The 20,217-nt window shown below is 59.5% G+C and carries 16 protein-coding genes; 8 read left to right on the top strand and 8 right to left on the bottom strand.

The window, feature by feature from the left end; genetic code table 11:
* Positions 1 to 286 precede the first annotated feature (286 nt).
* Positions 287 to 1,609: a dihydroorotase gene (locus NW840_RS05500; protein WP_414342865.1), complete on the bottom strand. Its 1,323-nt coding sequence runs from the start codon at positions 1,607 to 1,609 to the stop codon at positions 287 to 289.
* Between the two features lie 38 nt (positions 1,610 to 1,647).
* Positions 1,648 to 2,175, bottom strand: a complete 528-nt coding sequence (locus tag NW840_RS05495; RefSeq protein ID WP_414342864.1) for a MarR family winged helix-turn-helix transcriptional regulator — start codon at positions 2,173 to 2,175, stop codon at positions 1,648 to 1,650.
* Positions 2,176 to 2,558: 383 nt separating this feature from the next.
* Between NW840_RS05495 and NW840_RS05490 the strand changes: the two genes are divergently transcribed.
* From NW840_RS05490 to NW840_RS05480, 3 genes are all read left to right on the top strand, one after another.
* Positions 2,559 to 3,851 (top strand): D-alanyl-D-alanine carboxypeptidase, encoded by a 1,293-nt coding sequence (locus NW840_RS05490; protein ID WP_414342863.1) that lies wholly within the window; start codon positions 2,559 to 2,561, stop codon positions 3,849 to 3,851.
* 197 nt (positions 3,852 to 4,048) lie between these two features.
* Complete coding sequence (locus tag NW840_RS05485) at positions 4,049 to 4,345, top strand: IS630 transposase-related protein (RefSeq protein WP_414342861.1); 297 nt, start codon at positions 4,049 to 4,051, stop codon at positions 4,343 to 4,345.
* Between the two features lie 161 nt (positions 4,346 to 4,506).
* On the top strand, positions 4,507 to 5,430 hold the full coding sequence (locus NW840_RS05480) for a fructosamine kinase family protein (protein WP_414342860.1): 924 nt from the start codon (positions 4,507 to 4,509) through the stop codon (positions 5,428 to 5,430).
* A 308-nt stretch (positions 5,431 to 5,738) separates the two neighbouring features.
* On the opposite strand, the gene glyS is transcribed toward NW840_RS05480, so the two are convergent.
* Together glyS and NW840_RS05470 are read right to left on the bottom strand one after the other, a co-directional pair.
* A complete protein-coding gene (gene glyS, locus NW840_RS05475; RefSeq protein ID WP_414342858.1) occupies positions 5,739 to 7,931 on the bottom strand; it encodes a glycine--tRNA ligase subunit beta in 2,193 nt (730 codons plus the stop codon).
* A gap of 179 nt (positions 7,932 to 8,110) precedes the next feature.
* Positions 8,111 to 10,189, bottom strand: a complete 2,079-nt coding sequence (locus NW840_RS05470; RefSeq protein WP_414342856.1) for a cation:proton antiporter — start codon at positions 10,187 to 10,189, stop codon at positions 8,111 to 8,113.
* Between the two features lie 260 nt (positions 10,190 to 10,449).
* On the opposite strand from NW840_RS05470, the gene NW840_RS05465 reads away from it, so the two are divergent.
* Entirely contained in the window at positions 10,450 to 12,099 is a 1,650-nt protein-coding gene (locus tag NW840_RS05465) for a serine/threonine protein kinase (RefSeq protein WP_414342853.1), read from the top strand.
* A gap of 97 nt (positions 12,100 to 12,196) precedes the next feature.
* On the opposite strand, the gene NW840_RS05460 is transcribed toward NW840_RS05465, so the two are convergent.
* The 3 genes from NW840_RS05460 to NW840_RS05450 form a co-directional block, all read right to left on the bottom strand.
* The gene (locus NW840_RS05460) at positions 12,197 to 12,796 is read right to left on the bottom strand and encodes a superoxide dismutase (RefSeq protein WP_414342852.1); all 600 of its coding nucleotides are present in this window, start codon (positions 12,794 to 12,796) and stop codon (positions 12,197 to 12,199) included.
* Between the two features lie 263 nt (positions 12,797 to 13,059).
* Positions 13,060 to 13,398 carry a hypothetical protein gene (locus NW840_RS05455; RefSeq protein WP_414342850.1) on the bottom strand — a complete coding sequence of 113 codons (339 nt, stop codon included), beginning with the start codon at positions 13,396 to 13,398 and terminating at the stop codon, positions 13,060 to 13,062.
* Positions 13,395 to 15,383 carry a transglycosylase domain-containing protein gene (locus NW840_RS05450; RefSeq protein WP_414342848.1) on the bottom strand — a complete coding sequence of 663 codons (1,989 nt, stop codon included), beginning with the start codon at positions 15,381 to 15,383 and terminating at the stop codon, positions 13,395 to 13,397. The genes NW840_RS05455 and NW840_RS05450 overlap by 4 nt, the downstream gene beginning before the upstream one ends.
* Before the next feature lie 247 nt (positions 15,384 to 15,630).
* Here NW840_RS05450 and tyrS point away from each other — a divergent pair, with 247 nt between their 5' ends.
* Positions 15,631 to 16,827 (top strand): tyrosine--tRNA ligase, encoded by a 1,197-nt coding sequence (gene tyrS, locus NW840_RS05445; protein WP_414342871.1) that lies wholly within the window; start codon positions 15,631 to 15,633, stop codon positions 16,825 to 16,827.
* Positions 16,828 to 16,866: 39 nt separating this feature from the next.
* Here tyrS and NW840_RS05440 read toward each other — a convergent pair whose 3' ends face one another.
* On the bottom strand, positions 16,867 to 17,577 hold the full coding sequence (locus NW840_RS05440; RefSeq protein WP_414330718.1) for a hypothetical protein: 711 nt from the start codon (positions 17,575 to 17,577) through the stop codon (positions 16,867 to 16,869).
* 447 nt (positions 17,578 to 18,024) lie between these two features.
* On the opposite strand from NW840_RS05440, the gene NW840_RS05435 reads away from it, so the two are divergent.
* The 3 genes from NW840_RS05435 (at position 18,025) to NW840_RS05425 (ending at position 20,041) form a co-directional block, all read left to right on the top strand.
* The gene (locus tag NW840_RS05435) at positions 18,025 to 19,083 is read left to right on the top strand and encodes a vWA domain-containing protein (RefSeq protein ID WP_414342845.1); all 1,059 of its coding nucleotides are present in this window, start codon (positions 18,025 to 18,027) and stop codon (positions 19,081 to 19,083) included.
* Positions 19,084 to 19,241: 158 nt separating this feature from the next.
* Positions 19,242 to 19,430, top strand: a complete 189-nt coding sequence (locus tag NW840_RS05430; RefSeq protein ID WP_414342843.1) for a hypothetical protein — start codon at positions 19,242 to 19,244, stop codon at positions 19,428 to 19,430.
* A gap of 17 nt (positions 19,431 to 19,447) precedes the next feature.
* Positions 19,448 to 20,041: a hypothetical protein gene (locus NW840_RS05425; protein ID WP_414342842.1), complete on the top strand. Its 594-nt coding sequence runs from the start codon at positions 19,448 to 19,450 to the stop codon at positions 20,039 to 20,041.
* The last annotated feature ends 176 nt before the right edge of the window (positions 20,042 to 20,217 follow it).

The following is a 20,217-nucleotide window of genomic DNA, read 5'->3' as shown; positions in this document are numbered from 1 at the left end:
AGCAGAGCAGGCTCAGGGCTACTGAAAGCCCGCTCCGTACCGCTTAGCGGTCGGAGCCGGGTAGTTTACAGTAACACGAGTTTCTGGGCCAGAGTTGCCGGACCCAGCAGGCCGAGGTGTGTGGTGATCGGCAAACCAGCCTGAGACCGTTCCTGATGCTTTTGCGCCATCCCGCCCTCAGGCCTGGCTTCTCTCCCACAAAGGGAGAGGGAAGCTAGGATAGGCTACTGCGCCACTTCTGTCCTGCTGCTATCGGAAGCTCTTGCGGGATAGCAGGGATCCCTGGCTAGCGCTGAAACTGAAGAGCCTTTCCCCGCACCGAGGGATCCACCTGGCCGTTTTGAAAGGCAATCTGTCCGCCCACGATCGTGACTAGGGGCCAGCCCACCAATTCCCAGCCCTCGAAGGGACTCCAGCCGCATTTGGTCAGCAGCTCTTCCCGCCGCACCGGTTTGGGTGTGTGGCGATCCACCAGCACCAGGTCGGCGTCGTAGCCCACCTGCAGCCGCCCTTTGTTGGGGATCCGGTAGAGGCGGGCCGGCGCCTCACACATCCACTGCACCACCTGCGCCAGCGTGCAGCGGCCCTGCTGGGCTGCCGTCAACATCAGAGGCAAAGCGGTTTCCACGCCGGGCATACCGGAAGGGGAGTGGGGGTAGGGCTGAGCCTTTTCTTCCAGAGTATGGGGGGCATGGTCAGTGGCAATGCAATCCAGGATCCCGTCCTGCAGCCCCTGCCACAGTTGCTCCGAATTGGGGGGATCCCGCAGGGGGGGGTTCATCTGGGCCAGGGATCCCAGCCGGGCGTAATCGGCGGTGCTGAGCAGCAGGTGCTGAGGGGTCACTTCTGCCGTCACCCAGGCCGGCTTGTGCTGGCGCAGCAGTTCCACCTCTAGGCCGGTGGAGAGGTGCAAAATGTGCAGCCGATGGCGGTAGCGGGTGGCCAAGTCCAAAGCCCGCCGTGAGGCGATCAGGGCCGATTCCTCGTCCTGAATTTGCGAGTGAACGGCTACGTCTGTGCGTCCGGCAAACAGGGCCTTACGAGCTGTGATGCGAGACAAATCTTCGGCATGGACGGCAATTAAAAAGTTGGGATCCGTTTCCCCGAAAATCCGCTCCAGCGCCGCCTGATCATCCACCAACAGGGGCCCATGCATGGATCCCATGAAGATTTTGATGCCACAGGCTCCCTGCACCGTTTGCAGCTCTTTTAGGTTATCGGCAGTGGCCCCGATAAAAAAGCCGTAATTGACTACACACTTGCTGGCCGCACGGGCCAGCTTGTCATCCAGCGTCGCTTGGTCAATCGTCAGGGGGTCGGTGTTGGGCATCTCCAAAAAGCTGGTCACCCCGCCCCGGGCACAGGCCCAGGATCCCGTCTGCAGGTCTTCTTTGTGCTCGCGGCCCGGCTCGCGGAAGTGAACTTGCGGATCGATCACCCCCGGCATCAAGGTATGGCCCTCGGCGTCGATGACCTTGGCCACCCCTTCTGGCGAGAGGTTTTGGCCGATTTGGGCAATGCGCCCCTCCCGCACCAGCACATCCCCCCGCCAGGGATCCCCTTCCGGCACCAGCAGCTCAGCATTTCGGATCAGCAAATCTCCAGACAAAGCTCCGCCCTCCCCCAAAGGCGCTCTCAAGATAAAGACTATTGACTTGGCTCCGCCAGCACAGCCGCATCTGGATCCACTGACAGATGGGCGATCAGCCGATCCACCAACCGCGAGAGGGTTGCCTGTTCTTCTGGGCTGAGACAGCCGTAGGTTTGCTCCCGCAACTGCCAAATCAGAGGGGGTAAAACGTCTTTCAGCTCCTCCCCTGCAGGTGTGAGGTAGACCCGCCAAATCCGCCGATCCTCAGGATCTCGCTGCCGCCGGATCAGCTCCCGTTTTTCCATGCCATCCAACACCCCGGTCATGGTGCCCCCCAACTGCTGCAAGCGCTCACAAATAGTGGAAGTAGGGATCCCGTCTTCTTCCCAGAGGCAGCAGAGCACCACCCAATGGGAGATGGTTAGGCCAAAAGGCTCTAAATAGGACTGGAACTTCCGCCGCACCAATTGAGACAACAATCGAATGCGGTAGCCCAGGGAGTTGGGGGCGAGAATGTCATGCCACCGTTCTAGGAAAGCCTGTTTTTCCGATTGAACTCTTACTTTGGTTGGACTGTTTCCCATCGGCGGCCTGGAATGCTCGGAGTCTAAATCGCCCTATTTTATCTTTTACTCAGGAGAGAAGGAGCTTGCGATCCGTTCTGCACGAGTGTATGAGCCATCTCCCACCCTCTCCAGTACAGCCTAGCCCTTGCACAGCCAACGGACGATCTGCAGCCATTGCCGTTGCAAAGGATATCCATCAGGCAACACAGCATTTTCTGGCTTCGCATCAGGCTACAGCCGACTGGGATCCCTGACAAGCAAAAGATGGGCTTGCCTTGGCCGGAGTCGATAACGCTGGAAAAGGCTGGCACAGAGATTTGCCAAGGCAGTTCGGATGGCACTAGAGTAGCGTCAAGTCTTGCCAGCCTGTCGTCTTTTGCAAGTGTCTTTGTGAGGTCATCATGCCGCTTATCCCACAGGGGTTGCGCCCCCATCGTCGTCTCCTCTGGGCAGGGATCCCGTTGGCCGGTGCTTTGGCCTTGGGGGCCTGCTGGAGCAACCCCACAGGTGCTGAAGTCGAGTCTCCCACATTGACTCAGAATCCCTTCCCCCCCATCCCCACTCCACCGCCGCCGCTGCCTTCCCCAAGTGGGACTCCGGGCCTTCCCCCTTGGTGGCCCCGCGCCCAATCGCCGCAGTGGGAAGATTCTCCTTACGCTTCGGTCTTGTCCGGCTTTTTGCAAGGATTGGCGGCCCAAGGGGGAGCGCTCTCTCAACAGGGGATCCTGCTCTGGACGCCGGAAGGGGAGCTGTTGGCGGAGCATGGGCTGGATCGACCTTTGCCGGTGGGAGCCTTGGATCAGTTGGCCATCAGCTTGATGGCCCTGGAGACTTGGGGCTATGAACGTCGCTTTGAGACCCGCTTCTACACCACAGGCCATCGGTTGGGCCATCGCTTGACGGGAGATTTGATCCTGGTGGGTGGCGGGGATCCCTATTTCACGGAAGCGAATGTGGCAGAGCTGGCCCGCCATTTGCATAGCCTCAACATTCGCCAGATCGACGGGGATGTGAAGGTGTTGCCCCCCTTCCGTTTGCTGGGCCAACCCGATCCTTTGGGCGGCGCTCAGCGTTTGGCAGAACTCCTCAGCAATACTCAACAACCCCATCCGGTTGTCATTCGCGGCTCGGTGTCAGTCCTAACAGCCCTCCCCACGGACGCCCACTGCCTGGCCAGCTACACCTCGCTACGGCTGGGATCCCTGTTGCAGATCCTCAATGGCAGCAACGACCGAGCCATGGCAGAAGCCCTGTTGGCGGAACTGGGGGGCGAAACAGCCCTGCTGGAGTACCTGCGGCAGCGGTTGGTGGCTCAGCCCATTTCCCGCCTGGATTCCCAAATGGCCCCCGCCGAGCAAGACATTCGCCTGGGGCAAAGAGGGCGAGCGCTGTACCTTTCCCCCCGCGCCCTAGCTCATCTCTGGGAACACCTGGTAGATTTCACAGATGGGGATCCGACTCGGATCTTGCCCAGAGCGGGCACTGGCCACAGCACCCTGCGGGCGCGCACCTTGCCCCCAGGCACGGCTGCTCAGGTGGGATCCGCTGCGGATCGGCTGATGACGATGGGGCAGCTGCCGAATGGCATCCACTTTGTCCTGCTCAACCAAGGTCCTGACCTGGGCATTTTGCGCCAGCAACAGGATCAGTTTCTGCAGGATGTGGTGGCCATTTCTGAGCCTCTCCGCCGCTAATGCTGACCTCAATTCGAACTTAATTTGAGATACAGCTCTCCCCCCACTTTCCCCATAGGAGGCGGAAGCTCAAGACCCCAGAGCCCCACAGGTTAGGAACAGGGTCAATTCATTTAAGAATGAGACGGCCCTGCAGCTAAGAAGGCATGGAGGTAGACCTCAGGAGGAAGCTTAGACCTGAGAGAGAGTCATAGGGTATGTCCAGGAAGGGAGCAGTTGCACGGATGAACAAGGTTAGTCGTGCAACAGTTTATCGCTGGCTGAACCGAGAAGACCTGAGGCCGACAAAAGTCAAGACCCGCAAGCGCAAGATAGACTCGGCTGCCCTGCAGCAAGACGGAGACCAGTACCCAGAAGCTCGACTGAAGGATAGAGCCCGGTCTGGCGTCCAACCCGTCCTGCCAGCGGGACGGAGTCCTCGCGCTATTGACTGTGCTCTTGAGAATGAGAAGGTGAAAGTAGCACAAAAAAAGAGTTATGGTCATTTCAATTAAACCAGGAGACTGCGCCCACACCTAAAACTTTGAATGCACGGGGCCATAGGGCTTTTCTCAATGGCCCAGGCAATGGCTCAGGCGTCTCACCCTAACCTGAAATGACTACCCGAAATGACCATAAGTACCTGTTTTTCTCCGACAATTGACTTTTGCTGCTGATGCAAACTCTTTGGCAGACCATCGCCCGGCACCTTTCAGAAGCAACAGGGGATCCCTTACGGCCCCTGCAGTATCGTTCTGTGGGCGGGGGCAGCATCAACGCCACCTATCGGTTTTCCTGCGCTTCCCAAAGCCCTCTTGCAGAAGGGGTAAAAGACTACTTCGTCAAATTGGCCCGTGGGGGAGAAAGGGCGCTGGAGATGTTTGCAGCGGAAGCTGCGGGCTTGCGAACCCTGGCGGCTGCCCAGGCCATTCGCGTGCCCCAGCCCATCATCTGGGGATCCGTAGGAGAGCAGGCTTACTTGGTGCTGGAATACCTGGAGCTAACCTCGCCCCGTCCGCAGACTGCGGGTTTATTGGGATCCCAGTTGGCCCAGTTGCACCGCACCCTATCCCCCAACGGCAGCTACGGCTGGGAGCGGGACAACACCATCGGCTCCACGCCTCAGATCAACAGTTGGCGGCAGAATTGGCCGGATTTTTATCGGGAACAGCGGCTGCTCTACCAGGTGAAATTGGCTTGCCAACAGGGGTATCGCGGCACGTGGGTGGCCCAAGCCGAACGGGTAATGGCGGAGCTGGAAGCCTTTTTTCAGGACTACAGGCCAGAACCCGCTCTGTTGCATGGAGATCTGTGGGGCGGCAACTACGGGGCCTTGCCCGATGGATCCCCGGTGATTTTCGATCCGGCCACCTACTACGGGGATCGGGAGACAGATCTGGCGATGACAGAACTGTTTGGCGGCTTTCCGCCGGAGTTCTATCGGGCTTATCAGCAGACCTATCCTTTGGATAAGGGATATCCTCACCGCAAGCCCCTCTACCAGCTCTACCACTGGCTCAACCATCTCAACCTGTTTGGAGAGGGCTACCTGGCCTCGGTGCAGCGGGCTTTGCGGCAGTGTTTGCAATTTCTTGGATAAATCGTATGGTTGTTCAGGTTAAGATGAGACGCCTGGGCTACTGATCGCGCCAGCGGGACGGAGTCCTTGAAAAACCTTCTAACCCCCTGCATTATTGCTCCGCAACGCTATTGCTCCGCAACGCTGACGCGAAGACGCGACCAACGGTTTAGGTGTGGGCACAGTGTTCTGAGTTTGAGTGGAAATGACGATATGTCCATTCCCAAGCCGTTCGCGCCAGCGGGACAGAGTCCTTGGGGGGTAGCTCCCTCTGGGAGAGAAGCTGGGGGTGAGGGGGATCTGTCTCGAAGTAAACTGATCTGAAACGGCTAGGGGGTCTTCTCCGGCGAGGATTCCCCTGCCATGACCACAGCCCCCATGTCCCCCAACAGGCGCGACTGGTTGCGCAATACTCCCAGCAAATTGAGCCGGCTGGCCCGTCGCACAGGATCCGGATCCATCACCAGAACGGCTTCAAAAAACTGGGCTACCTGAGGGGCTGCTGCTTGCAGAGCTTCCACCAAGGGGACAAAGTCTCCCCGTAAGGCCGGCTCCACCCCCAGGCGATAGACCTTCTGGCAAGCCTCGTACAACTCCCTTTCTGCCGCCTCCTGCAACTGGTCGGGATCCACGGCGGCTGCCGGATCCACCACGGCGTAGTCCAAGTCCCCTTGGGCTGCCAGGCGGGCGCAGCGATTGAGGGTGGGATAGAGATCCGCCAATTCCCCGGTGGCCCGCAGGTGTTGCAGGTACTCTGCCCGCAGCAAAGTCAAGGGCAGGTTGCCCAGGGCCCGCAAGGTGAGCTCGGCCTTCTGGGGATCCTCGGTTTTGACGGACTCTGGATCCCCCACCACAGCCCTGACCAAGTCGTAATCAATCCGTTTTTCCTCCTGCAAAAGGGTCTGTATCCGTTGGGCCAAAAACTCCTGCAAGGCTCGCAAGGTGTGGACATCGCCAAAGGCATAGTCCTGCACCACGCTCTGCAACAGCAAGTTGAAGTCAAAAGTCCAGCCGGCATCCCAGGCAACCAGCACCAGGCTGTTGGCGGCCCGCCGCAGGGCAAAGCGATCCGAGGAACCGCTGGGGATCCGCCCCAAGCGAAACATGCCCACCAAGGTATCCAGGCGATCCGCCCAGCCCACCACCCGCCCGGTCAAGGAATTGGGCAAAGCGTCCCCCGCCCCCAAAGGCCAGTAGTGCTGCTCGATCCCCTCGGCCACCGCCTCCGGCTCACCGTCGTGGCGGGCATACTCGGCTCCCATGATCCCCTGCAGCTCGGGGAATTCGTACACCATTTGGGTAACCAGATCCGCCTTGCACAGGTAAGCCGTGCGATCCACCAGCGCCTGCTCCTGGGGATCCAAGTTCAGGGCAGCGGCAATGAGGCGGCTGATGTGGCGGATGCGCTCCACCTTGTCCCGCATGGAGCCCAGCCCTTCGGCAAAAGTAACCGCCTGCAGGCGTTCCACCCGCTGCGCCAAGGGGATCCGCCGATCCTCCTCGTAGAAAAAGCGGGCATCCGCCAGGCGCGCCCGCACCACACGGCTGTTGCCTGCCCCGATCCGCTCCGATTGCCGGGGGTCGCCGTTGGAGATGGTGATGAAATAGGGCAGCAATTTCTGGGGATCCCGGCCATCCCGTACCGGGAAGTAGCGCTGGTGAGTGATCATCACCGTCTCGATCACCGCCGGCGGCAGGCGCAAAAATTCCGGCTCAAAACGCCCCAAAACCGCCGTCGGCCACTCCACCAAGTGCACCACCTCCCGCAGCAAAGGAGCAGGGATCTGGGCTTCCCCATTCACTTGCCTGGCCAGCTTGGTCACCTCAGCCTGAATGTATGCCTCTCGCGCTGTTGGATCGGGGCTGACCCCCGCCTCTTGCATTTGCTGAACGTAGCTCTCGGCCCGCTCCAGGACAACCTGCTGGGATCCCAAAACGCGGTGCCCCCGGCTCACCCGCCCCGCCACCAAGCCCGGCATGGAATTGTCCTCGTGGGTCGGCAGCAGCAAAGGCAGCACCTGATCATCCCAAAGGGAGACCAGCCAGCGGATGGGGCGCGGAAACTTCAGATCCCCGCAGGCCCAGCGCATCAGCCGTTCACCACTCAAGTTGGTAATCCAGGCGGGTGCCAGTTCCTGGAGCACAGCTGCCGTCGGTCGGCCCCGCACCCGCTGCACCGCAAACACAAAGGATCCCTTGCCCACTTGCCGGATTTCCAGGCTGCCGGGATCCACCCCTTGTTTTTGGGCAAATTTTTCCCCGGCAGGAGTGAGCTGGCCATCTTGGTAGGCGACCTGAACCGGCGGCCCCTTCACCTCCAAAGTGCGATCCGGCTGCTGGGTGGGCAACCCCTGCAACAGAACCGCCAGGCGGCGCGGCGTACCGAAAAGCTGCATCTGCTCCGCTTGCAAATGGGCCTCCGCCAAAGAGGCCGGGATCCCGGTTCGCCACTGCTCCAGAGCCGAATCCACAAAACTGGCTGGGAGCTCTTCACAGCCGACTTCCAGCAAATAGGCAACCATACTCCTGTGCTCCGTAGGGTACCATCCCCACTTCCTCAATCAACATAGTCTATGGCTCTGGGCCTCCCTTCTGGCTCACGACTGCTCCGAACCTGGGGTATCCCAGTTTACCAAGGGAGCCGGGGCGTCGTTGAGACAAGAGCTCCAGTCCGCCAGACAACACCCCAATGCCATCCCTGTCAAGTGGGCTCTGCGGCCGCCAGAACCCCATCTCCTTGGCGCAAGGGATGAGCTGAATCCCGTGGCAAATGCACCACGATGATGGGAAGGCTGGGTCGGTTGCGGGCGATGGTCTCCGGCTCTCGGCCTAGACGCGACCGGTTGCCGGTTTCGCTGGGAACCAATACCAACACATCTCCTGGCTGCAGCGCTTTGAAGGCTTCCGCCACCACCCCCCCCTGCACCCGCTGAACCGGCAAGTGGGCATAGCTTTCTGCCGGCAAGGCTGGGGAGCTTTTCCGCCCAGGTCGGGTTTGCACCAGCAGGATCTGCAAACCTGCTTTCAATTCGCCGGCCAGCGTTTGTGCCAGCCCAATGGTCTGCTGCAGGGATCCGGGAGAGACCTCCAGCTCCGGTGCAACCAAGAGGATGCGGCGCGCCGTCTCGATGGGTACCGGAAACCGCGTAATCAAGACTGGGATCCCCACCTGCCGCACCACCGCGTCAATGATGCTGCCGAAAAAGTTCTCCGCATAGGTGGAGTAGCCCTTCCAGCCCAGGATCACCAAGGTTGCCTGCCGTTCCGCCGCCGAGCGAATGATCCCTTTTTCCACCGAGTCATCCACCCGCCGGATCGGCTCCACTCGGGCCACGGCGCTGTGGGCCAGAGCTTCTGCAAAGGTCAACAACTGCTCTTGCCGAGCCAGGGCTGCCGGCGAGATCCCAGCACGGTCAGACAAAACATGCAGCGGCAGCAGCGTTCCCCCGCCCTTTTTGGCCAAAATCAAAGCCAACTGTAACAGGTTCCTCTCAGTATCCGGGTTGGCCACCGGCACCAAGACGCGAGCTCCCCAATCCGGCTTGGGCAATTCGGTGGACTCTGCCGCCACTTCGGTGGGCTGCATTTGCTCTCCCCAGCGGGCCACAATCCAAGGCGAGGCAACACAGGTCACCAGGATCATGGCAATGATGCCGTTCACCGTCAGCTCATCCACCAACTTCACCTGAAAGGCCACCGTGATGGCCGCCAGGGTAGCCGCCGCCTGAGCCATCGACAGGCCGAACATAACCATAGCGCTGGCAAAGCGCCAGCCAAACAGTTGGGCCGGGATCCAAGCGGCCAGAAACTTGCTCACCACCTCCGCTGCAATCATCACTCCGCCCACCAGCAGCGTGCGCGGCTCCCCCAAGAGAATGCCGGGATTGATCAGCATCCCCACCGAGATCAAGAAAAAAGGCACAAACAGGGTGTTGCCGATAAACTGGATCCGGTTCATCAGGGGGCTGAGCTGGGGGATGATGGGGGTAATGGCCGTCCCGGCCAGAAAGGCTCCCACCACCGGCTCAATGCCGATCAACCCCGCTCCGTAGGCCACCACAAACAAAGTGGCGATCACGAAAGTAAACTCTGCTCCCTCGTCGTGACCAAAGCGTTGAAAGAACCAACTGCCCAGCTTAGGCACCCCCCACAGGGTGGCAAAGGTGTAGAGGGCAATGGAAGGGATCAACGTCAGCCAAAAGCGCAGCGACAGCTCCCCTTGGTGGGCGCGCACCACCACCGCCAGCACCAACAAAGCCAGGACATTCGTGATAAGGGTGGCCCCCAAAGTTGCCGTCACCGTCTGCAGGCGCATCAACCCCAGCTTCGAGATGATGGGCAGACCGATCAGGGTGTGAGAGGCAAAACAGGAGGCCACCAGCACCGCCGCCAGAAAGCCATACCCAATGGCCAACATGGCTGCTGTGCCGATGAGCATGGGCAACAGAAAGGTGAGCGCTCCGAAGAGGGTGGCCTTCCCGGCATTGAGCTTCAAATCTTCCAGACTGGTCTCCAGCCCCGCCATGAACATGAGAAACAACAGCCCCACCGTGCCCAGCAGGATGATGGTCTCGTCCCGCCGCAAGATGCCCAAGCCGTAGGGCCCCACCACCAGCCCAGCCAAGATTAACCCGATGATCCCCGGCAGGCGCAGCCGCTCAAATAGCAAGGGAGCCACCAGCATGATGGTCAGGATGATCAAAAACACCAGCACCGGATTCTCAACAGGGCCGATCAGGGCTAGAGGGATCCCCGAAATTTGCAGCCAGTTAGCCAGCATAAATACCCGACAGACAGCGATAACAGACCCGGCAAAGCGCCCGCATGAGTCTATCAGATTCCCTCGGCTCTAAAGTAGATCTCCGTAGTCCACAGTCTTTGTCCAGCCTTCAATCGCTGGCAGGGCGTTTAACAAGTACTTAAAAGCACATCAAATACATTGGGAATGAAGACTGCTGGGCAGGGATGGCCGGAGAAAGGCAAGAGAAACTCCCGAGAAACACGCATTAAAATCAGAGGGTACATGCTCTTGGGCTGCCCATGAACCAGCTTGCTCCTGGAAAAGTGATCGGCCAGCGCTATCAACTGGTTCACAGCATTGCAGCAGGTGGCATGGGGCGGGTGTTCAAGGCTGTCGATACGCGCCTGTTCAACCGTCCGGTGGCGGTCAAGCTGTTGCACCAAAACTTAGCAGGCGATGACAACACCCGACGCCAGTTGCACAAACGTTTTCAGCAGGAAATTCGCATCAGCACGCTGCTGGGGGAGCACCCTGCCATTGTCAAGGTATTGGACTATGGCCTAGAGAACGACCAACCTTACCTGGTGATGGAATACCTGACGGGGCGCAGTTTGGGGGAGCTGATGCTCAAGCAGCCGGTGCTGCCGCCTCAACAGGTGGTGAGGATTGCCCGCCAAGTGTGTGCCGGTCTCTATTACGCCCACAACCTGGAGACTGAGCAGGATGGCCATCTCATCAAGGGGGTGATCCATCGCGACATCAAACCCAGCAACCTCTTCGTCCTAAAAGATGAAACGTTGGGGGAAACCGTCAAAATCTTGGATTTCGGCATTGCCAAGCTCCTCAGCGACGTTTCCCTTGCCCTCGGCACCCAGACCACCGGCTTTTTGGGTACGGTGCGCTATGCCTCTCCCGAACAGGTGCGCGGGGAAGCCCTGGATGCCCGCTCGGATATCTACTCGCTTGGCGTAGTGCTCTACCGCATGTTGACCAGGCAACACCCCCTCCAGCCGAAGAGCGATTCTTTCCCCGGCTGGTACGAGGCCCACAATTACCAACAGCCTCAGCCCTTCGATCGCTCGAATTTGCCCTATGAGATTCCGCTGGAGCTGGAACAGGTGGTGCTCTCCTGGCTGGCCAAAGATCCCGACCAGCGGCCCCAAGATATGAAGGTTCTCAGCGCCCAATTGGAGGGATCCCTGCACTCCCAGAGCGCTGCCAGCTCTTCCCTCGCGTCCCCCCCAGCCGCACCCATCTTCTCCGAGCGCACCCTGGCGGCGGTAGATGCAGGGCAGTCGGGCACACACCTGCTCAGTACCCAGGCAGAGCCCGAGGCCAAGCCGTTTCCCCTCTGGGCTGGGATAGCCCTTTTTGTTGTCATTGCGGGGAGCACCTTCTGGGGCCTGCGTCTGCTGTTGGATCCGGGCCCAGGCAGCGAAAGACCGCCTGCTGCCCCCGAACGCCCCCTTCCAGTCGGCGGTGCAGAGCACCCTGAGCGGGATCCCTCAGCCACTCCTGAACCTCTGCTGGACTGGCTGCTACGGGATCCGGAGGGCAAACCGGTGTTTGAGGATGATCCTGCCCCCGATCCGGGAATGGGTGAGTCTGCAAGCGAGCCCACACCCAGGCCAGCGGCAACTCCAGAGGCAGTGTCCTCTACCCCTCAGCCCCCTGCTCCAACTCAGCAGGTGTCACCTCCTCCTCCAGCCCCTGCTGTGCCTCCACCCCGACCGGTTGCCGTGCCCACACCCCCTCCCCCTGCTCCACCTTCTCCAGCCCCTGTCCCGGCCAAGCCTCTCCCCCCGCCGCCCATCAACCAACCCCTGTTCCCCCAGATGAACCGGGTTGCTCCAACTTCTGCTCCCCTTGCAGCCCCTCCAACCCAACCTCCCACCCCTGGCTTTCTGGAGCGGTTGCGCGAGGAGCGGGAACGCCTGGGAAGAGACTAGAGGCAAAAAAGGGATCCCCAAGGATCCCTTCGCAAACAGAGACATAGGGCTAGTCTTCGATGGGATCCCCCGTCAAGGGATCCCAGAACAGGTAGAGTCAGGCGGCAGCCAGCCGAGCATTGGCGGCATCCCAGTTCACCAGGTGCTCCAGGTAGGCGCTGATGAAGTCAGGCCGCCGGTTTTGGTAATCCAGGTAGTAGGCGTGCTCCCACACATCCAAGGTGAGCAGGGGCGTTTGACCGTGAACCAGCGGATTTTCGGCATTGGGGGTTTTGGTGACCTTCAGGGTGCCGTTGTCCAGCACCAGCCAAGCCCAACCACTGCCAAACTGGGTGGCAGCCGCCGTCTTGAAAGCCTCGACAAACTTGTCGTAGCTGCCGAAATCGGCGTTGATCTTGTCGGCGATAGGCCCGGTAGGCGCACCTCCCCCGCCCGGCTTCATGGATTCCCAGAAAAAGGTGTGGTTCCAAACTTGGGCAGCATTGTTGAAGATACCCGCTTTGTTGGGATCCCCAAAGGTGGCTTTGATGATCTCCTCCAGAGACTTGTTGGCCAGATCGGTGCCCTCGATGAGCTTGTTCAGGTTGGCTACGTAGGCTGCGTGGTGCTTGCCGTGGTGGTAGGAGAAGGTTTCTGCCGACATGTAGGGCTTGAGCGCGTCAGCAGGATAGGGCAGAGCCGGGAGTTCAAAAGCCATAATCGTCTGTCCTCTGTGTCTTGTGCAAGGAATGCAAGAAAGAACGCGGCGAAGGGTCAGGATAACCAGAAAAAGGCGTTACCTTTCTTTGCAGTTTTAGTGTAACTCAGAATCAGTACGCGCTGGGATCCCTTGGACACCTCGATTCCGGTTGGAACCCTGCTCGACCCCAGAGAGGTGGAATCGCGGCTGTCTCAGCGCAATTGCCGATAACCACTTGTTGGCCAGCGGTTGGAAAAGCGAGATGTCCCAGCTACAGAGGGCTAACGGGATCCCTCCCGCAACAGCTCGATCAGCAGGGGAGCGACATCCCTGAGCAGGGGGATCAAAACAGCCGTGATGGCGGCAATGGTAACCACATTGCGGGTGAAGTTGAGGGTATCGCGGCTGAGCTGGAAAAACCGCTCGTCCCAGCGTTTGACCTCGGCCTCCAGACGTTCTTCGGCGCCAGCAATGCGTTCCTCGGCTTTGGCAATGCGTTCCTCGGTGCCGGCAATGGTTTGCATCAGCTCTTGGTTTTGCCGGGCCAGTTGGGCGATGGCCTGAGCGTTGGCCTCGACAGTGCGCTCGATGCGCGCCAGCCGCTCCTCGCTGTAGGTCATGGTCGGGGAGGGGGAAATTGATGCGGGCTGGGGAAGTCCTGAGGTGGGATCCCTTGCAGAGCCTCAGTCATAAAGCGCTTCCAGGTGGGGGCAACAAAGGCCCCGCCGGCGGTGCCGGGCAGCATGGGGGAGTTGTTGTCGTTGCCGATCCAAATGGCGGTAGACAGTTGCGGCACATAGCCGATGAACCAAGCGTCGCGGAAATCAGAGGTGGTGCCGGTTTTGCCGGCTACAGGTCGCCCATCGTCCAGACGAGCTGCCCTCCCGGTGCCTTGGGTCACCACCCCTTTGAGGATTTGGTTGAGCGTAGCCACCGCCCAGGGATCCAAAACCCGCTGCGGCTGAGGCCTGGCCTCGAAGAGGATTTGGCCGTTGCGATCCACCACCTGGGCCAAGAGGGTCGGCTCCACCCGATATCCGCCATTGGCAAAGACCGCATAGCTGGCCGCCATCTCCAGGGGGCTGACGCTGGCCGAGCCCAGAGCTGTAGCCAAGTTGGGAAACATCTCGGCACTGATGCCGGTGGCCTGAGCCGCTGCGATGACGTTGCGGATCCCAACATCATCGGCCAACTTGACCGTGGGCACGTTGCGGGAGAGCTCCAAAGCCCGAGCAAAGGTGAGGGAGCCATAGAAGGTGTTGTCGTAGTTTTTCGGGCTGTAGGGTGGCGAGCCGGGATAGGTGACGGGGGTATCTTCCAAGATGCTGCCGGGTGAATAGCGCCCGCTGGCCAGAGCCGCGTAGTACACATAGGGCTTAAAGGTGGATCCCGTTTGGCGAAACGCCTGGGTGGCGCGGTTAAATTGGCCCCGCTGAGCGTTGATCCCGCCCACAATGGCTTTCACATAGCCGGTACGGGGATCCACTGCCGCCAAAGCCATTTGATCGGCACGACGAGCTGCCCCAATGCGGGGGCCATCTTCATTGACAATGCGCTGGGCAAGGCGCTGCAGACGCAGATCGATGGTGGACTGAACCCGCAGACCTCCTTGCATTAGAGCTTGTTCCCCATAGCGGCGCCGCAGCTCCGCCTCAATGGCATCGGTGACCGCCGGAGCATTGCTTTGAAAGGAGGTAATGCGGCCTAAGGTCAGCTTTTGCTCCCGCGCCGCCTGGGCTTCCTCGGGGGTAATCCACTTCAGCTCCACCAGACGATCCAGCACCAGGTGTTGCCGCCGTTTGGCTCCCTCCAGGTTGCGAAAGGGGCTGAGGGTTTCCGGGGCCGGCAGGATCCCAGCCAACATCGCCGCTTCAGCCAAGTTCAGTTCAGACGCATCCTTGTTGAAGTAGCTGCGGGCCGCCGCCTGGATGCCGTAGAGATTGTGCCCCCAGTACACCTGGTTGAGGTACATCTCCAGGATCTCGTCTTTGCTGAAGACCTGTTCTAGGCGCACCGCCAACACGATCTCGGCGACTTTACGGCTGAGGGTACGCTCCGGCCTCAAAAACAGGTTCTTGACCAACTGCATTGTCAGGGTGGATCCCCCCCCCGCCGAGCCTATACCCCCCTCCACACTGCCTAGGATCGCCCGGCCCAAGCTGACCGGATTAATGCCTGGATGGGTGTAAAAGTGGCTGTCTTCAATGGCCAGCAAGGCCTTTTTCATCTCCGGCGAGACCTGTTCAAGGGAGATCACTTCCCGGTTGGCCTCCCCGTGTAGGCTGGCAATGGGCTCGCCCCGAATATCGACAATGTGGGTGGTGGCAATGGGCACGTAATCCCGCAATTGATGCACGTCCGGCAAGTTGCGGAAGCTAATGGCCAGCCCCACCAATCCGGCAGCCGTTGCCGTGGATCCCAAGAGCAGGGATCCCAGCAACAGATTGCCCACCACACCGGCAACCTGGGCAATCCGGGAGGGGCGGGTGGGTGGGGTATAGTCGGCATGCTCGTCAAACCCCGATCCGGAAAAAGGGGAATTGGAGACACGCTCCAACCCCGGCTTTCTCGCCCGGCGGGCCAATGGTCTGCGACCGTAGGTCACGTCAAAAACCCTGTCACGTCCGTGTTGCAAAGCAACAACAAGCCAGACCCATTATAGGGCGGCGTCTATTGGGGCAGCAGGATGGCCAACCCTGCCCATCGACAACTCCAACCGGGCTAGGGGGAGAAGATCTTGAGTTGAGAATCGAGCATCTTTTGCGTGGGCTTAAAATTGCTCATGGGTTCAGCCGGAGGATCAGGCTTTGAGTTTATCGTCAGCCTCAGTTTCGCCAGCGTACCGGGATCCGTTGATAGCCCAAATTGTTGAGCGGGGGGTGGCCGAGATCTTTCCAGGAGGAGCTGCTGCCCTGGCGGAGCGCTTGGCGCAAGCGGATCGTCCCCTGCGGGTGAAGCTGGGCATCGATCCCACCCGACCGGATCTACACCTGGGCCATTCAGTGGTGTTGCGCAAGTTGCGCCAGTTCCAGGATGCGGGCCATGTGGCTATTTTGCTCATCGGGGACTTCACGGCGCTGGTCGGGGATCCCACTGGCCAATCGCAGGCCCGTCCCCGCCTCACCCCGGCAGAAGTGGAGGAAAACGCCCGCACCTATTTGGAGCAGGCCGGCAAGATCTTGGATTTTGAGACCCCTGGCCGGCTGGAGGTGCGCCGCAACAGCGAGTGGCTGGCCTGCCTGACTCTCAGTGAGCTGATCGAACTCCAGGCCCAGATGACGGTGGGGCAGATGTTGGCCAAAGAAGACTTTGCCCAGCGCTACCAAGCCGGGACGCCGGTATACTTGCACGAATTTCTCTACCCCCTCTTGCAGGGTTACGACTCGGTGGCCCTCGCAGCCGATGTGGAACTGGGGGGAACCGACCAGCGCTTTAACCTGCTCACCGGGCGAGATCTGCAAATCTGGAAGGGCCAAGCGCCGCAGTTCTGCGTGACGGTGCCGCTTTTGGAGGGGCTGGACGGGTACCAGAAAATGTCCAAGTCCAAAAACAACTACGTGGGGCTGACTGAGGATCCCCTCACCATGTACTCCAAGCTGGAGAAGGTGCCGGATCACCTGGTGGAGCGCTACTTTGAGTTGCTCACCTCAGTGCCCCTTGCCGAGCTGCCGCAGGATCCCCGCCAGCGGCAGATCCTCCTAGCCAAGACCCTAGTGGCCCAGTTTCACTCCCCTGCAGCGGCAGAAGAGGCCCAGCGCACCGCCCAAGCCCTGGTGCTAGACGGTATTCTTGCCGAAACGGGATCCATCCCCACCTTTGCCATCGATGGGTTGTCTTACCCTGTTAAACTCAGCTACATCCTACGTGAGTGTGGCCTGTGCAAGAGTGCCGCCGAGGCCCGTCGGCAGATTCAAGGGGGCGCCGTGCGGCTGGATGGGCAAAAGGTGGAGGATCCCGACCTGGAGTTTGCCCATGCCTCGGAGCTGGCCGGGCGGATTTTGCAGGTGGGCAAAAAGGCCTTTCGTCGGCTAGTGAAAGGCGCAGATTAGTCTTCCCCTCTCCCTGTGGGAAAGGGGTGAGGGGATCCATCAACGGGCAGGCTTGAAGCCGAGTCCGGTTTTTTTCTGCCTGGTCTTGGCTGGGGGATCGGACAGAGGAGAAGCTGACGAAGTTGGCGGGAAAACGGGCTCCGGTTTGGGCCGGATCGAGCCCGCCTCGGCTACTGCCTCAGAGAGCTTTTGCCGCACCAGCTCCTGAGTCTCCAAAATGTTGGGATCCGCCGCCCATTCTGGGGCCTCTCGAACGGGATCATCCTCGGAGGTGAACTCCAGGTCGTAGGTCTCGGCGCGGTAATCGAGGCTGAAGCATTCCCAAGCCCGCAGACTGTAAAAATAGGGGAACAAACGCACAATGCGCTCAATATCCAGGTGCGCAGCAAAGCGACGAAAAGCCTCTTCTTCAGACACCGGAAAAGGGGCGTAATGTTCTGAAACAAACCACCGCAAGAACTTCCGCGCCTCTGGGATGATCTGCTGGGCAGGCAGGGATCCCAGCACCGCTGCGTTGAAGCAGTTGACCAACAGGTGCTCCAGCATCACCGCGTTGTACTCGGCAAAGCAGGTTTGCTCGCGGCTTTCCACCGGCTGCCAGGGCATGTTGCCGTTGGCGGCAATGAGCAGGTGAACCAGGTCATGGGAGGGGTTGGTTTGGATGTAGCCGTGCCCCTCCAACTTGGCGCCATCGCAGCTAAAGAGCTGGTGTTGGGGGCTCCAATAGAACTTGAGTTGCTTTGCCGCCATGTTCAGTTCTCCTCCTCACCCAGGGGATCCTTTTAGAGCTTACACCTGCACTGATGAGCTGCTATGAACTATAGGCCACGGAGGAGAGCGCCGGCTTATTTGACAATTGGTCAGCGAGAACGCTTGCCACAAGTGGCAAAACAAAGGGGTCTTTATCTCGAAGCAATTCTCGGAGCAGACAGGCTTTAGCCGCCCTACTAGGCTCAAAGCTGAGACCCGCTGTGCTCGCATTGTGAAAAAAGATGAACTCGAGATCCTCTAACTGCAGTAAAAATCTTTACGCCTACACCAAGCGCTACAGTAGCTTTCGGAATTACTGGGTGGTATTGTAACTCCCTACTTTCATGCCACCCCACTATGCTTGCACTGGCAGCTGCAATGACTGTAAAAATACAGCCCGGTCAAGTAAAAAGCCAAAAAGCTGGTTGGCTGCTTCTCCTGGTGCTCGTGGGAAGCTGCCTTGTCGGCTGTGGCTCTTCCGGCGGTACAGGCATTGATCCGTCTGCTGTGGGATCCCAAGCTCACCTGACGTTCAATGGGGCTCTGACCCGCTCCTTTTCTGGCACACAAGGGGAAATGGAGTTCAACATCGCCCTCCTGCAAGGCGGGGATCCGCCCCAACCAATAACCCAGCTCTCTGCCAGTCAGGTCAGCCTGCAGGTAAACCGGGTAACCGACTTGCTAGGGATCCCGCAGCCGGTAGCCTTGACCCTGACACCCACCCGGATCGAGAACCCCCCGCCGGATCTGGCTCAGCGGCCTTTGCTCATGGCAGTGCTGATGGATGGCTCAGGCAGCCTGTTGGTCTTGGATCCCCAATCTCGGCGCTTCCTGGCTGTTTTTCGGCTCTTGGATCAATTTCGCCCTGCACCCCTGGATCTGGGTGCCATTCTGCGCTTTGACAACCGAGGAGCAGGCTTTGGCGTTACAGCCCTGGGGCAGCCTCTGCGCACGGCTCAGCTGTTGCAAGACTTCACCGGTGACAAAGAGCTGCTGAGACGAGGCGTTTTGCGCGCTGTTCCGGGGGGAAACACTGCCCTCTACGATGCCACGGTGGAAGCCGGGCGTTTCTTGAGCGACTTTCGGCCCACCGAGCGTTTCAACCGCCGCTTGGTGGTATTCACCGATGGGATTGACAACGAAAGCACCCGCTCCATCAACCAAACTACCCAGGAGCTGACAGCCCTGGCCAGAGAGCGAGGACAGAAACTCACCGTGTATGTGGTTGGGTTGGGGGTCGATTTGAATCTTCTGGAGTTACAGCGTCTGGCTGCAGCTACTGAGGGGACTTTTGTGCTGGCACGGTTTTCTGAAGGGCTGGAAGCTCCCTTTGCCAACTTATTCCCTGCTGCTATTGGGGAGCACCGCCTGCAAATGAGGGTGCAAAGCAATGTTCCGCTATCTGCTGGTTCTTATCTTCTCAGTGGCGAGCTGAGAGTTGAGAGAGAAGGCAGCCGTTTTGTGGCGCCATTCAGCGACGCTGTTCTCACGGTGGGATCCCGCTAGAGTCATTCCGCAGGCTGACAACATCCCCAATCGAGAGCGAGGCGATAAGCAAATGTTTCGACGACTCGGTATACCCAGAAGATTTTGGCAACCGGCTGCGCTTGTCCTGGCAGCAGTGCTTACAGGTTCCCTAACGGTTTTCCTGAAAGGTTGCGGTGGTGGTACCTCCAGCAGCCCCTCGACTGTGGGGTCGCCGCCAAGGGATCCCGGCTCCGCCTTTGCCTCTGCCATTTTGGGGTTGGTGGTGGATCCCTTTGCTCAGCTTTGCCCGCCAGGCTCAACAGCCGCCCTTTGCCCAGGAGGGCCGCTTTTTTCAAGAGGCAACAAGGTTGAGTTGTTCAACCTAAGCTCAAGAGGGGACATTTTGTTCCCTGCCCTGTCAACTGCTGCTTTAGAGGGCAACTTGCGGTTCACCATTCCCTTTTCCGGATCGATTATTCAACCGCCGGGGAAGTTGGTATCGGTTCAGTCCAACCTATTGGGCCAAGGGCGTCAGTCCGGCCAGTCTATACCCCTGCGGGGATTTGTTTTCAGTGCTGCTGTGGATGTTTCCCCTTGGAGCGAAGCCCTTTATCGCATCTTGCTGCGGGAACGGGATAGAGTGTCTTTCTTCAACTTAGCGCCTCCAGAAATTAGGGATCTGGAAAACATTTTGTTTGTCAGCGTACCTCTTTCCAGAACAGCCCGAGACCTGGAGGAAATCATTACGGACATTATTCGACAAGCGGATCAACTTAGTTTTAATCAGCTTCGCTTTGTGGAAGATCTCATTCGCGTTTGCTATGCCCCAGAAGGCGATCAATCGGATCAGCCCTGCCGCCTCCGCATTCCGGTGCCCCTACCTCCTGCACCGACGGACTTTCCGACACCTCGACCCACTCCTGCCTCTACCCCGACACTAACACCGACGCCAACGCCGACGCCAAAACCGACGCCAACCAACTGGAGAGCCGTGTAGCCATGCCCTTGGAGAAGTTGGTCCCGCTATTGCGGTCGCAAAAGCGTCGTGTAGCGATGACGGCTTTCCCCCAGGTGGAGTGAGCCAGTCGTGGAGATATCTATCGAGGTTTGACAGCGCTTGCCGCCTGTGACGGTGGGATGTCAGGCTGAGACAGGAGTGGTTTTGCAGTCGGT

It is taken from the genome of Synechococcus sp. R5-13 (genome assembly GCF_047462015.1).
Classification (GTDB): Bacteria; Cyanobacteriota; Cyanobacteriia; order Thermostichales; family Thermostichaceae; genus Thermostichus.
Note: the sequence above shows the minus strand (reverse complement) of the source record. Positions and strands in the feature narration are given on the sequence as shown.

Excerpts from the sequence above, each read along its gene's own strand:
- NW840_RS05455 (WP_414342850.1), bottom strand. The coding sequence starts at position 13,398 with ATGACCTACAGCGAGGAGCGGCTGGCGCGCATCGAGCGCACTGTCGAG.
- NW840_RS05470 (WP_414342856.1), bottom strand. The coding sequence starts at position 10,189 with ATGCTGGCTAACTGGCTGCAAATTTCGGGGATCCCTCTAGCCCTGATC.
- NW840_RS05480 (WP_414342860.1), top strand. The coding sequence starts at position 4,507 with ATGCAAACTCTTTGGCAGACCATCGCCCGGCACCTTTCAGAAGCAACA.
- NW840_RS05460 (WP_414342852.1), bottom strand. The coding sequence starts at position 12,796 with ATGGCTTTTGAACTCCCGGCTCTGCCCTATCCTGCTGACGCGCTCAAG.
- NW840_RS05490 (WP_414342863.1), top strand. The coding sequence starts at position 2,559 with ATGCCGCTTATCCCACAGGGGTTGCGCCCCCATCGTCGTCTCCTCTGG.
- NW840_RS05440 (WP_414330718.1), bottom strand. The coding sequence starts at position 17,577 with ATGGCGGCAAAGCAACTCAAGTTCTATTGGAGCCCCCAACACCAGCTC.
- glyS (WP_414342858.1), bottom strand. The coding sequence starts at position 7,931 with ATGGTTGCCTATTTGCTGGAAGTCGGCTGTGAAGAGCTCCCAGCCAGT.
- NW840_RS05465 (WP_414342853.1), top strand. The coding sequence starts at position 10,450 with ATGAACCAGCTTGCTCCTGGAAAAGTGATCGGCCAGCGCTATCAACTG.
- NW840_RS05495 (WP_414342864.1), bottom strand. The coding sequence starts at position 2,175 with ATGGGAAACAGTCCAACCAAAGTAAGAGTTCAATCGGAAAAACAGGCT.
- NW840_RS05485 (WP_414342861.1), top strand. The coding sequence starts at position 4,049 with ATGTCCAGGAAGGGAGCAGTTGCACGGATGAACAAGGTTAGTCGTGCA.